This is a genomic window from Pseudoalteromonas sp. C2R02 (assembly GCF_018860845.1).
GTDB lineage: Bacteria > Pseudomonadota > Gammaproteobacteria > Enterobacterales > Alteromonadaceae > Pseudoalteromonas.
Window position 1 is genome coordinate 1 of record NZ_JAHKQC010000034.1, and the last position, 13,753, is coordinate 13,753.

Here is a 13,753-nt window from a genome sequence, read left to right on the forward strand (position 1 = left end):
TTAGCTGCGAATTTTTTAACATATCTAAATTCAAATCAGCTTTTTCTAATAATAGTTCGCAATTTAAATCTTTGTTTTTTGCAGCTTTAATTAAAGTAGTAACAAAATGAATTGAAATTGAATGATGTACTAAACTCACAGTAATGCCTATTTATTCTTCGAATATGTCCGTGGATCACATTTTTAAAGCTAAATTCACGGTGATTATTATCAAATTTTAAATAACTTGTCCGAAAATATCAATTAATGCGCTTGTTTTGTTATTGTTTGTCGCTTGGATGCAAGGTTAAATAACCTTAATAAAGCGACGTGTGCTTAAAAAATTAAAGGGAAACTTCATGAGTGAGTATAACCATCCATATAAAGATGTAGATTTTGTAATAAAAGAGATTGTTGAATTTGACGCTTTTTGCGAAAACGCAGGACTTGAAGATATTAATAGCGAATTTGCATCTGTCATATTAAATGAAGCAGCTAAACTTGGTTCAGAAGTGATAGCACCATTAAATACAACAGGCGATAGTCAAGGTGCCACTTTAACAGACAATAAAGTACTACAAGCAGATGGCTTTAATGAAGCGTATCAGCAATATATGGAAAATGGTTGGTCATCGCTTACCGCTGAAGAAGAATATGGTGGTCAGAATTTACCTAATTTATTTGGTACAGCCATAAACGAAGTATGGCAAAGTGCTAATTTAGCCTTTTCTCTTTGCCCGATGCTAACGCAAGGCGCAATTTCAGCCATAAAACATCATGGTAGTAATAGTTTAAAACAAACTTGGTTGCCTAATATGATAAGCGGCCAATGGACTGGCACCATGAACTTAACAGAGCCAGATGCGGGCACTGACTTAGCCGCTATTAAAACAAAAGCCGTTCCAAATGATGATCATTACCTTATTTCAGGCCAAAAGATATTTATTACTTGGGGCGATCATCAAATGACCGAAAATGTTGTGCATTTAGTCTTAGCACGACTACCTGATGCTCCCGCTGGCGTAAAAGGTATTTCTCTATTTGTCGTGCCTAAGTTTTTATTAGATGACCAGGGTAATACGACTAGTCAGCTTAATGATGTTCATTGTACTGCACTTGAACATAAATTGGGTATACATGCGAGCCCTACGTGTTCTATGAGTTTTGGTGATAATGATGGCGCGGTAGGTTATATAGTAGGTGAACCACATAAAGGTTTATCATATATGTTTACTATGATGAACCATGCAAGACAAGATGTTGGCCTACAAGGGTTAGCTGTTTCTGAGCGTTCATATCAACAAGCATTAGAGTACGCTAAAGAGCGTTTACAAGGTACCAATAAAGATGGAAGTCGTTTTTCTATCATTAAATTTCCTGATGTGCGCCGCATGTTAATGCAAATGAAAGCGAGCATAGAAGCGATGCGCGCACTTGCTTATGTTGCTAGTAATGAAACTGATAAATCACGATATGCAAAAACGACTGAAGAAAAAGTAAAACATTTTTCACGTGTAGAACTTTATACACCAATTGTAAAAGGCTGGTTGACCGAATTAGCGCAAGAAGTGACTTATCTTGGTACTCAAATTCATGGTGGTATGGGTTTTATCGAAGAAACAGGTTCTGCGCAACATTATAGAGATGCCAGAATATTAACCATTTATGAAGGCACAACAGGCATTCAAGCGCTAGATTTAGTGGGCCGTAAAACCTTATTTGATCAAGGTGAGCAATTAGCACAATTACTATCTGATATAAAACAAACAAGCAAAGATTTACAACACTATCCAGAGTTGGATAAGTTAGCTTTATCGCTAGACAATGCTGTAAAAACTGGGCAGCAAGCTAAAAACTGGTTATTAGATAATGCGCAAACAGATAAGTCTGCTGCTGGCTCTATCAGTGTGAACTTTATGATGATGTTTGGTTATATTTCTGGTGCGTGGATGATGGCAAAGGCGGCAATAAAATCACAAAAAAAATTAAATTCAGCCCAAGGTGATCAGCAATTCTTTAAAGCGAAATTAGTGACAGTTCAATTTTACTTTGATCACTTACTACCGCGTATTCATACAAACATGGCATGTATTCAAGCAGGCAGCAACAGCATCATGTCATTACCTGAAGACCAATTTTAAAATTTAAGAATAAGAGAATAAAATGAAAATATTAGTCACAGTAAAACGCGTTATAGACTATAACGTTAAGGCACGTGTTAAAGCGGATAACAGCGATGTTGATTTAGCAAATACAAAAATGGCACTAAACCCATTCTGTGAAATTGCAGTAGAAGAGGCGATTCGATTAAAAGAATCAGGTGCAGCTACAGAAGTTATTGTCGTGTCGATAGGTCCTAAAGCATGTCAGGAGCAAATTCGTACGTCACTTGCATTAGGTGCCGATCGCGGTATTCAAATTGAAACTGATTCAATGCCAGAATCATTAAATGTAGCAAAGTTGCTTGCAAAAGTGGTTGAAGCTGAACAACCAGGCTTGATCATTATGGGTAAACAAGCCATTGATAGTGATAATAATCAAACGGGTCAAATGCTAGGTGCATTATTAGATATGCCGCAAGGCACATTTGCATCTAAAGTTGCGCTTGTTGGCGATAAAGTACATGTAACCCGTGAAGTTGATGGCGGCTTACAAACTGTTGCGCTCAATATGCCTGCAATAGTGACAACCGATTTACGTTTAAACGAACCGCGTTATGCTTCTTTACCTAATATTATGAAAGCGAAACGTAAACCACTTGCCGTGCAAACCCCCGCTGATTTAGGTATTGAACTAAAAAACCATACAAAGCTCTTAAAAGTTGAAGCACCAACTGAGCGCCAAGCAGGTATTAAAGTAAACAGCATAGAAGAATTAATTGAAAAACTACAAAATGAAGCGAAGGTGATCTAATGGCTATTTTAATTATTGCAGAACATGATAACGCGGTATTAAAAGCGGCAACTTTAAATACGATCACAGCAGCATCTCAAATGGGTGAGGAATGTCATTTACTTGTTGCTGGTAAAAGCTGTCGTGTTGTTGCAGAGCAGGGCGCTTTGGTTAATGGTGTTTCAAAAGTATTGCTTACTGATAATGAAGCATATGAATATCAACTTGCTGAGAATATGTCTAAGTTAGTAACAGAATTAGCCCCTAATTATAGCCATGTTGTATCTGCTGCAACAACAACGGGTAAAAACTTTATGCCACGCGTTGCTGCTTTGTTAGATGTGGCACAAATCTCAGATATTATAAAAGTTGAATCAAGCAATATATTTCAGCGTCCAATCTATGCAGGCAATGCGATTGCAACAGTAGAATCTCTAGATGCAATTAAAGTGATCACAGTACGAGGCACAGCATTTGATGCGGCATCTGCATCTGATGTAAGTGCGCCGATTGAAAGCTTAGATATTGTTAATGATGCACAAATATCTGAGTTTGTCAGTGAAGAAGTCGCAGTATCAGAACGACCAGAGCTCACAGCCGCAAAAGTTATCATCTCAGGTGGTCGTGGTATGGGCAATGGCGAAAACTTTACTTTATTAGAAAGCGTAGCTGACAAACTAGGTGCTGCAGTTGGCGCATCACGTGCCGCTGTTGATGCGGGATTTGTCCCAAATGATATGCAAGTGGGTCAAACAGGTAAAATTGTGGCACCAGATCTCTATATTGCAGTGGGTATTTCTGGCGCAATTCAACATTTAGCAGGTATGAAAGACTCTAAGATCATCGTCGCTATTAATAAAGATGAAGATGCGCCTATTTTCCAAGTAGCTGATTATGGTTTAGTTGCAGATTTATTTGACGTACTGCCAGAGCTAACCGACAAGTTATAAGTGAGATTTGAATATGCGTGAATCAATGGAGTTTGATGTTGTAATTGTAGGAGCTGGACCATCAGGTTTAGCAGCTGCATGTAAATTGATGCAACAAGCAAATGAAGCAGAGCGTGAATTAACTGTATGTGTAGTAGAAAAAGGTTCTGAAGTTGGCGCGCATATTCTATCTGGCGCAATTGTTGAACCTAAAGCGCTGAATGAATTATTCCCTAATTGGCAAAAAATGGGTGCCCCGCTTAATACGCCTGTGTCAGAAGATCAGCTGTTCATGTTTCAAAATGAAGAAAAGTCGATAAAATTTCCAAATATGTTTGTGCCAAAAACAATGCACAATAGGGGCAACTACATTGCAAGTTTAGGTAATGTTTGCCGTTGGTTAGCTGATCAAGCGGAGCAACTAGGTGTAGAAATATTTCCTGGTTTTGCAGCATCTGAAATTCTTTATCATGAAAGTGGTTCCGTAAAAGGTATTGCCACTGGAGATATGGGAATAAGTGAAGCAGGTGAGCAAAAAGACAGTTATATGCAAGGCATGGAGTTACATGCAAAATATACGCTTTTTGCAGAAGGTTGCCGTGGTCACTTAGGAAAATCATTATATGAAAAATTTAATTTAGATAGCAAAAGTGACGAACAGCATTATGGATTAGGTATAAAAGAGCTTTGGGATATTCCTGCAGATAAACACCAACCAGGCTTAGTGATCCATGGTTCTGGCTGGCCGTTAGATAAAGGTACTTCAGGTGGCTTTTTTTTATATCATACTGAAAACAATCAAGTGGTAGCAGGTTTAATTGTTGATCTAAGCTATGAAAACCCATACTTAAGCCCATTTGATGAATTCCAAAGGCTCAAACATCACCCTGTATTAAAGCAATACTTAGATGGTGGAAAGCGCGTTTCATATGGTGCACGTGCAATTACAAAAGGTGGCTTTAACGCTTTACCTAAAATGACATTTCCGGGTGGATTACTCATTGGTTGTAATGCAGGGACTTTAAATTTCGCGAAAATTAAAGGCACTCATACTGCAATGAAGTCAGGTATGCTAGCTGCAGAAGAAGTATTTGAGGCAATAAACAATGGCTGCGATGGCGCTAAAGAGCTAACGAGTTTTGATGACAGATTTAAAAATTCTTGGGTTTATGAGGAGCTAAAACAGAGCCGAAACTTTGGTCCTGCAATGCATAAGTTTGGTGCAATATTAGGTGGAACATTTAATTTTGTTGACCAAAATATATTTAGTGGAAAATTGCCTTTTACTTTACACGACAATAAAGCTGATTTTGCACAATTAAAAACGCTGGCAGCTTACAGTGTTATTGAATACCCTAAGCCTGATGGGAAAATAAGTTTTGATAAGTTATCTTCTGTATTTTTATCAAATACTAACCATGAAGAAGACCAACCTTGTCATTTGAAGTTAGCTGATCGTCAAATTCCGATATCATACAATTTACCTGAATTTTTAGAACCAGCTCAAAGATATTGCCCAGCAGGTGTGTATGAAGTTATTGAAGAAGAATCGGGACCTAAATTTCAAATAAATTCTCAAAATTGCGTGCACTGCAAAACCTGTGACATAAAAGATCCGTCACAAAATATAACTTGGGTAACTCCAGAAGGTGGCGGCGGCCCTAACTACCCAAATATGTAAAATACATTTAATTCCCCTATAACCTGAAGCGACACTTCAGGTTTTTTTATATGGTTGTTATTTTGCGAAGATATAATTTGATGTCTATACTTTTTATAGGTGTAAACTAAATTAGCAGAAAATCAATACGATGAAAGAAGACAAACGCCAAAATATTGAACGTAAAATTCAAGAATTATTAAACGAGTTAACATTAGCTCAAAAGTTATCGCTTAATGATGTTGGCCAATTTGGTTATCATTTGGCATTTATTAGAGATATGCCTGAAGGTAAAACAGCGATTGTCACTTTAGATGAATCAATTATATCCATCGCTGAAGATGGTGAAGTTGATCATGATCCGGATATAAAATTAAGAGATTAAGCCCTTTGAATTAATATAATTTATTAAATATTACAAGTTCAATTCTATAAATAAAAATAGGATCCTAATCGCTTGTTTATCGTTTTTTAAATCAAACTAAATATATTGCCCTAAGTTACAAATATTTCACTTCCTATTACTTATTAAAAAAACTTATAGTTTTCAATTTATGTGCGTAAACTTATTTATACATTTAAGTTATTGTTACAAAATAACAAAGTATAAAAAACAAACAATAGCTTACAAATTCGACAAGTGCCTTTTTTAGGTATTTGTTGCACAATTGTTAATCTGAGATTATATCTTAGGTGTCATTTGTGACTTTAAGATTAATAAAAATAATGAGAGAATTATGAATATAAAAAAAAATAATACAAACAGGGTGAGTAAAAACTTATCAGTAATGCTAAAGACTTCAGCAGTTATGGCAGGCTTACTAGTTGGGCCATCATTTGGGGCTATTGATGATGTAACACCACAAATTGTAGGTGGTTCAGAATCGACTCCGTATTCTAGACCATATCAAGTTGCTTTATTGATGAATGGCCGTCAAGGTTGTGGTGGTACCTTGATCAGCAGCGGTTGGGTATTAACAGCCGCCCATTGTTTAGATAATGCTTCTACCAGTTCTTTAACTGTAAAAGTGGGTGCTCATAGTATGCGCTCTGGCGATGGACAAACAATTCGTGTTAGCCAAATCATTAATCACGAAAATTGGCGTGGTGCAAATGGAATTCGATCTGGTAATGATATTGGTTTACTCAAACTTGCAACGCCCGCCAACGCACAATATAGGCCAGCAAAATTACCAACACAGTTAATTGAAGACCAATATGCTGGTGTTGGCAGCTATGTCACTGTGTCTGGTTGGGGATTAACAAGTAATCGTGGTTCACAAAGTGATGTATTAAGAGAAGTAAAATTACCGGTAATTTCTAATGCATCTTGTAGTAGTCAATTACAGTTTAACCTTCCCGGCTCTGTGATCTGTGGTGGTGGTACTGGTGGTGTGTCCGCATGTAACGGTGACAGCGGTGGTCCGTATGCAATATCAGCTAACGGTGATTTTTATAGTATCGGAACAGTCAGCTGGGGCAGTGAATGTAAAGGAGCAACTGCTTTTACCCGTACTACAAGTTATGTTGATTGGATCAAAGCCAAAACAGGTATTGGTCAAGTGGATGATATGCCTCCTACAGCACGTTTTAGCGCTCAAGTAAGCGATATGTCGGTTAATTTCACAAGTAGCTCTACAGATGATAACGGTGTTGTATCACATAGCTGGAATTTTGGTGATAATAATACTTCAACTCAAATAAACCCAAGTCATGATTATGCTGCCGAAGGTGATTACACTGTTTCATTAACGGTAACTGATTCTAAAGGTCAAGAAGATACAACTTCACAAGTTATAAAAATTGATGGTGGTGTTGTTTTACCAGGTTGTGATGGTATAAATGCTTGGAGTGCAAGTACTAGTTATCAGTTAGATGATATTGTTAGCTACCAAAACTATAAATACCAAGCGACTTGGTGGTCTACAGGCGCACAACCTAATGTTTATAGTAATGTATGGAAAAACTTGGGGGAGTGTAGTTCAGTTGACGAAAATCAAGCGCCAGTGGCAAGCTTTACTGTGACTACTTCAGAGTTAACGGCAAGTTTCACTGATAGTTCAACAGATGATCAAGCAGTGGTTTCTCGTGTATGGGATTTTGGTGATAATGCCTCATCAAATTCAGTAAACCCTACACATGTTTATGATGCAAAAGGCACTTATTATGTGACTTTAACAGTTATGGATGCTAAAGGTTTAACGAGTGTATCAACACAGCAAGTAACCGTTAATGAATCAACAAATACAGGTTGTTCAGATATTGAGCCATGGACTGCAACAGCTGTTTATCTAACAGGAGATGAAGTAGCACTTAATGGTGTTAAATACCAAGCGAACTGGTGGACTCAAGGACAAAACCCTGCAGAATCTGGTGCTTGGGGGCCATGGACTGCAACAGGAACATGTAATTAGGATCGCTTAAATAAAAAATAAAATTATTGTTGTAACAAAGGAGCCCCCTGGCTCCTTTTTTAATGCGCTTGCGCAATAGATAAATATAATGTGGGTTAATTTCCTTATAATTATGATTTAATATAGAATCCTAGATAGGCTAAAATAATTATTAAAATATATGTCCCTTAAAACAAAACCACTTACAAATGAAGATTTTATTGCACTAAATAGAACGGGTGAAAACTTTAAAAGTGTTTTAAATGGTCTATTCTCACAATTTCCGCAATCAGCGCATTCCATATCTGGTATGTCAAACTGGCTTGATTACAATAAGTCTAACTGCCAGCGTATTTTAAATGCTTTACAAAAGAGTCGAAACGGTAAAGAAGTATTAACTCTATTACCAGGCATTTCTGGTTTAGACGACTTTATTGCTAAATTAAAGCAAGCGTCATTACAAAAGCAGCATATTCTAGAACTTGAAAATGTTGTTCAAGCTTTTAATCATCAAATTAAGCTCTATGCAAAAAGTCATGCGCATTTAAAAAGGTTATTGGACGGCAATGAACCAAACAAAGTTACCGAAACAGTCAGTTTGTCGGCACAGCAAAAAAGAAACCAACACTTTTTGTGTTCAAAACAATTGCTATCTTCTTCTATCAAAACATTATTTTCATGTTATGTATTAACTGAAAACCAAAATGATAAGCAGTTTTTACAAGAAGTCGCCATGATCACTAAAATTGGCATAGAACGAAGTAAATCATCACCTCCATTTGTTCAGTTTTATACACACCCAAATCCAGAAGGGTTTATTGCACCTGACAATGTGACTTCAAACTCAAGAATTGATACAAGTAAATTCCAAATAGGCATAGTCGATGAATTTTCAGATCAAAACTTGGCTGATTCATATTCAAGTTTTTCAGCGAGTAACTCAGGCATTGTGTTTAATGACTTAGATGACAATGCGCCTTTTGATGCCAGCTTTTTGTTTAGTAACCCAGATGAGTTAGCTAATCCTTTAGTGCATCAAAGTAAATGTAGTTCAACAAGTATTAGCATAAAATCACCAACTGAAAAGTTGGTTATGATGGTTTTCTTAGATAAAAAATTAGATATGAGAAGCTCAGTTAATGTGGGCTGTTACTCTAATAATCAAAGAGTAGAAGAGGGTAAACTTAGAGCATCAGATATGTGGACAGAACGCTTGCCTGAATTCCCAGAGCTGAATGTTTTACATTCAAGTTCAGAGCGTGCAAAAATCATTGGCGAGCTTAAAGTAGGCGAAATGAGTGACTATCTATTTAACTATGCGAACTTAAATAAAGATGACTTTGTGTGTTATATGATGGAAGTTGAATATCCAATTTGGTCATCTACATATCGTATTTATTTTGAACATTGCTAAAATTATATCACTTCTTAAATAAGCATAAAAAACGCCACATAAGTGGCGTTTTTTATATAGTTAAACTACTAAAAATCAAACTGCATACCAGCATAATATTTACGACCTATACCATCATATAATAAGCCGCCAGCATTTAAATCAGGCAATGCTGCAGGTTTTTTATCTGCTACATTATCTATACCTAAATACAAAGATATCGCATCGTCATATGAGTAACTTAAGTTTAGATTATGATATGCATATGCTTTTACTTTATTATTGAAAGTATCTGGATATAACTCAGGTGTCGCTTCTTTATTAAACGTAGATTCACCAATGTAGTTAACTGTCCAGCTAACAAGCATATCATCCGTTTTTAAAGCCGAAGTGATCAAAGCTCTAAAATGAGGCGAGCCAACTTCACCAGCTTGACTATCTATATCAGTTGGGTCTGCTGAGTTTTGTTGGAAGGTTTTTTCATCTAAATAAGTGCCTTTGAAAGTAAAGTTTAGCTGGCCGAAAGATAAACTATGGCTATAGTTAATATCTAAGTCAGTGCCACTTGCAGCAAAATTTGCTGCATTAATACTTTGTGTAGAAACTAATAAAATTTGGCCTCCTGAATCTCTTTTAACAGCATCACAAAAAACGCTATTTAAACTTTGACCATCAACACAGTTATTCAAAATATCAGTAGGTTCAAAGGTAGTGATAGCGTCTTCAATGTTTATATCCCAATAATCTACTGCAATACTGAGCTCATTAAATGGCGTATAAACTAAACCAACAGTTAATGTATCAGCAATTTCAGGGTTTAGTTCTATATTGCCTTTGCTTTCAACAGAGCGCGTACCAAAAGAAGCATTAGATATAAAATCTGGTGCTAAACCTAAACTTGCACAATTAGCTACACGATTACTACCATCAGGACCTAATAATTGATTATCAGAATGACATGGATCTGTCATGCTTGCCCCGCCAATTGATTCAGCTGCAAATAGCTCTTGTATATTAGGCGCTCGAACTGCATGCGAGTATGTATAACGTGTCCTAAAGTCACTATTAATAGCCCAATTCAGTGCTAATTTATAAGTTGAGTCACCACCTGTTACGCTATGATCAGAATAACGTGCCGCTAATTCTAAATCTAGATTCTCTATTGCAGTTTGCCCTTCAATTAAAGGTACTAGTAACTCACCATAAATCTCTTTTACTGTATAGCTACCGGTAACTGGGCTTAAATATGAGTTTTCAGGGCGAGTAGGACCAGTACGAGAACCCACTAAACCTGAACCAACACCATCAGCATCAACAGCTTGTGATAATAAATCAGGATTACTGTTTGAAGTTTCTTTACGGTATTCTACACCTACTGCAAAATCTACAGTTCCTGCAGGTGCTTCAAATAATTCACCACTTAATGAAAAAGCTGCGACGGTCTGCTCAATTGAATCTCTTTGTTGTAATATTACACCAACATAATCTTTTGCTTCATCAGATGCTAAACCATCAATTGGATTATATGCGACACAATCTGGGTTTTGCGCAGCATCACGACAAACCGCATTACCATTTGCATCAGTGACTGCATCTAAAGCGCGATAGTAATTTTCATTTGATATATCATCAGAATTTAATTCACTATCAACTTTTCCGTGTTGAATATAAAAATTATAATCATAATCTGAAAATGAACCTTCACCACCCAATGTGAATTGACTTGTTTCCCTAATATTCTCATTTCTTGCTGTTAAACCAATAACAGCTAAAGCAACAACATCAAGTTCTCTTTGCTGCATAATATCTACAAGTTGCTGTGGTCTAAATGGATTATCTTTTGTGATAGAAATAAGCGGTCCAAAGTTATCATCGTGAAAAACCGATGCTTGTGTTGATACTGCCGATTCTACTTTGCCATATTTTGCTTCTGCAAATAATCTAAGATCATTATTTACATCATAGTGACCATTAATATTAAAAATTAAACGTTCACTTGGTGAGTTTAGGGTGCCCGTTTCTTGAGTTCTAAAACCATCTCCGCCATCACATGGTACAACCTGACAATTTATACCAGCAACAAAATCTCTAAACTGGCCTGTTTCTCTATCAATTGCATAGGTATCGTAACCTAAACCAAAAGGATCATCTGCAAAAGTAGGAGGGAGTGGATTATTAATAATATCAAAGTCTGTACCCTTTAAAATCCAATTTTCATTTGGCACATAAAATAATCCTTCTTTACTTAAAGCTTGATATCGTACATCGTTGAAGAAAATAGTATCTGCTATCCCGTCATCTGGGCCAGTATTGAGTGGATTAGCTCTAAAAACATAACGATTTAATGCGTAATCTCTTGATGTAAAAGGGATTTCTTCTTCATTTGAATAAGATAAATGACCTGTGACATTACCTTTATTACTATCGAAATTAGTACCATAAGTAAAAGAAACATCTTGTGTTTCGCCATCACTTTCAGCGGTGATCCCTGCTGAAATATCAACTTTTAAACCTTCTATGTCATCTTTTAATATAAAGTTAACAACTCCTGTCACAGCATCTGCGCCATATATTGCTGAAGCACCACCTGTTATAATTTCAATATGATCAACGAGAGCTGAAGGTATCATGCTCATATCTACTGCAGACGTGCCGGCTGCACCTGGTACGTGACGACGACCATTTACTAAAACTAATGTTCTGTTTGTACCTAACCCCCTTAAATTAGCGAGCTCTAATCCTGCATTATTTAATGAAAATCCCGCACCACTGTTAGTATTATTACCTGCACCACCAATACCATCCAATAAGGCAGGGTATTTGTTAAGTAAATCACCTATATTTTTAGCACCAGACATCTCAATCGCTTCAGAGTCTATTACTGTCGTAGGTGTTGTCATTTGTGCGCTAGAACGCTGAATTCGAGACCCTGTAACGGAAATACGTTCCACCTGCTCCTGGGCGAGTTCTTCTTCGGCATAACTAGGTGTAACTGTATAAATAGAACTTAAAGCTGTGAACATTAAAACTTTTTTTATTGCTCCAGCCAACTGCGTTTTGTTAAAAGAATGGTATTTAATCATTTCATTGCACCCCTATTAATATCTTTGAAGATATATAAATCCTGTTAATTTTTATATTTATTAATTTTGAAGAATGACGCATCTTAGATTCACTCTGAGATATAAAATAACAAGTGAGATACATGTGTGCAATAATTAGTTATATCTATTTACAATTTAAGTTATTAAAAGGTGTAAGGGGTAAAGTCTTATAACTTGAGGTTATCAATATTTGCGCACTTTTCTTTTGAACCTATAGTGTGTTTAATGTGTTTAACCACTTTTTTCGCTGTACTTCTAAAAGTGGTTAACTTGCCACCATATAAACTGATGATGTAAGGATTTTGAGGGGATTGCCAAATAATGCTTTCTCTAGGGCGCGAAAAAGCAGCATTTTTTTGCTTAGGTAATACACGTACTCCTGCAAATGAGCGGATGATTTTTGGTAATTCTCCTTTATAATAACTTTGGTAGACTGATAATAAATAATCGATTTCCTCTGCATGGGGGCTGATATATTCTGGAAGTTCTTCTAAAACAACTTCAGTAGTGCCTATTAGTGTTTTACCATACCAAGGCATAACAAATATCACACGTTGATCAGCTTTAGACTCTAAGTAGAATATTTTTTTGGGCGCCGTTTTATCTAAAATAATATGCGTACCTTGCACCCAATCAATATTGCAGCCCTTAACTTGTGGGTAAATTTTATCTAAAGTTTCATTCACCCAAGGCCCAGTTGCGTTAATTATCATTAGTGTATTAACTTCACTTATCCCTTTATTTATATTAAATGATACTTTATATCCGCTACTGAGCTTTTCGGCTTTAATAAATTCGGCATGGGAATGAGCACTGGCTCCTAAGTTAAGCGCACTTTTCATCACACTGTTAGTTAATAATTGATCGTTTGTTTGTGCATCCCAATATTGAAATACTGCAATTAACCCCTCTGTTTTTATATCTTTTAATAGTGACCAATCTTTTTTAGGTATTTCTTTATAACGGCTTAGCTTATTAAATCCAGACAGTAGAGCATATAATGATAAACCTAATCTTAATGTCCAAACACTTCTTGAGGTATCACTATATACAGGAATGTAAAAAGGGATAGGGTGTACTAATTCGGGGGCTAACTTTAATAATGAGGCACGTTCATGCAATGCGTTGTATACCAAGTTAAGTTGCATTGTTTCTAAATAACGTAACCCCCCATGTATTAACTTACTTGAACTACATGAAGTTTGACTTGCGTAATCACCTTTTTCCAAAAGTAATACGCTGTAACCAGCAGCGGCAGCACATTGGGCAACGCCTGCACCTGCTATACCTCCTCCAATAATAGTGACATCAAACTGCGTCATAAACTTATAATCTCATTAAGATCTTATTAAGTTAAGTGTGGAAAATATATAAGAATAATCAAGTATAAAAGTGAAAATTTT

The 13,753-nt window shown here is 36.3% G+C and carries 9 protein-coding genes; 7 read left to right on the forward strand and 2 right to left on the reverse strand.

The window, feature by feature from the left end; genetic code table 11:
* The first annotated feature begins 338 nt into the window (after positions 1–338).
* From KO527_RS13335 to KO527_RS13365, 7 genes are all read left to right on the forward strand, one after another.
* Positions 339–2,120 carry an acyl-CoA dehydrogenase gene (locus KO527_RS13335; RefSeq protein ID WP_216040783.1) on the forward strand — a complete coding sequence of 594 codons (1,782 nt, stop codon included), beginning with the start codon at positions 339–341 and terminating at the stop codon, positions 2,118–2,120.
* A 22-nt stretch (positions 2,121–2,142) separates the two neighbouring features.
* A complete protein-coding gene (locus KO527_RS13340; protein WP_216040784.1) occupies positions 2,143–2,892 on the forward strand; it encodes an electron transfer flavoprotein subunit beta/FixA family protein in 750 nt (249 codons plus the stop codon).
* Positions 2,892–3,821 carry an FAD-binding protein gene (locus tag KO527_RS13345; protein WP_216040785.1) on the forward strand — a complete coding sequence of 310 codons (930 nt, stop codon included), beginning with the start codon at positions 2,892–2,894 and terminating at the stop codon, positions 3,819–3,821. The genes KO527_RS13340 and KO527_RS13345 overlap by 1 nt, the downstream gene beginning before the upstream one ends.
* A 13-nt stretch (positions 3,822–3,834) precedes the next feature.
* Entirely contained in the window at positions 3,835–5,481 is a 1,647-nt protein-coding gene (locus tag KO527_RS13350; RefSeq protein ID WP_216040786.1) for an electron transfer flavoprotein-ubiquinone oxidoreductase, read from the forward strand.
* Positions 5,482–5,611: 130 nt separating this feature from the next.
* Positions 5,612–5,845 carry a hypothetical protein gene (locus KO527_RS13355; RefSeq protein WP_216040787.1) on the forward strand — a complete coding sequence of 78 codons (234 nt, stop codon included), beginning with the start codon at positions 5,612–5,614 and terminating at the stop codon, positions 5,843–5,845.
* Positions 5,846–6,197: 352 nt separating this feature from the next.
* Positions 6,198–7,874, forward strand: coding sequence for a trypsin-like serine protease (locus tag KO527_RS13360; RefSeq protein WP_252733718.1), 1,677 nt, complete (start codon positions 6,198–6,200; stop codon positions 7,872–7,874).
* A gap of 160 nt (positions 7,875–8,034) precedes the next feature.
* A complete protein-coding gene (locus KO527_RS13365) occupies positions 8,035–9,267 on the forward strand; it encodes a hypothetical protein (protein WP_216040788.1) in 1,233 nt (410 codons plus the stop codon).
* Between the two features lie 68 nt (positions 9,268–9,335).
* Here KO527_RS13365 and KO527_RS13370 read toward each other — a convergent pair whose 3' ends face one another.
* Together KO527_RS13370 and KO527_RS13375 are read right to left on the reverse strand one after the other, a co-directional pair.
* A complete protein-coding gene (locus KO527_RS13370; protein ID WP_216040789.1) occupies positions 9,336–12,329 on the reverse strand; it encodes a TonB-dependent receptor in 2,994 nt (997 codons plus the stop codon).
* A gap of 188 nt (positions 12,330–12,517) precedes the next feature.
* Positions 12,518–13,672, reverse strand: coding sequence for an FAD-dependent oxidoreductase (locus tag KO527_RS13375; RefSeq protein WP_216040790.1), 1,155 nt, complete (start codon positions 13,670–13,672; stop codon positions 12,518–12,520).
* Positions 13,673–13,753 lie beyond the last annotated feature (81 nt).

What these genes read in the sequence shown, in the direction of transcription:
- KO527_RS13335 (WP_216040783.1), top strand. Translation starts at nt 339, where the DNA reads ATGAGTGAGTATAACCATCCATATAAAGATGTAGATTTTGTAATAAAA.
- KO527_RS13340 (WP_216040784.1), top strand. Translation starts at nt 2,143, where the DNA reads ATGAAAATATTAGTCACAGTAAAACGCGTTATAGACTATAACGTTAAG.
- KO527_RS13345 (WP_216040785.1), top strand. Translation starts at nt 2,892, where the DNA reads ATGGCTATTTTAATTATTGCAGAACATGATAACGCGGTATTAAAAGCG.
- KO527_RS13350 (WP_216040786.1), top strand. Translation starts at nt 3,835, where the DNA reads ATGCGTGAATCAATGGAGTTTGATGTTGTAATTGTAGGAGCTGGACCA.
- KO527_RS13355 (WP_216040787.1), top strand. Translation starts at nt 5,612, where the DNA reads ATGAAAGAAGACAAACGCCAAAATATTGAACGTAAAATTCAAGAATTA.
- KO527_RS13360 (WP_252733718.1), top strand. Translation starts at nt 6,198, where the DNA reads ATGAATATAAAAAAAAATAATACAAACAGGGTGAGTAAAAACTTATCA.
- KO527_RS13365 (WP_216040788.1), top strand. Translation starts at nt 8,035, where the DNA reads ATGTCCCTTAAAACAAAACCACTTACAAATGAAGATTTTATTGCACTA.
- KO527_RS13370 (WP_216040789.1), bottom strand. Translation starts at nt 12,329, where the DNA reads ATGATTAAATACCATTCTTTTAACAAAACGCAGTTGGCTGGAGCAATA.
- KO527_RS13375 (WP_216040790.1), bottom strand. Translation starts at nt 13,672, where the DNA reads ATGACGCAGTTTGATGTCACTATTATTGGAGGAGGTATAGCAGGTGCA.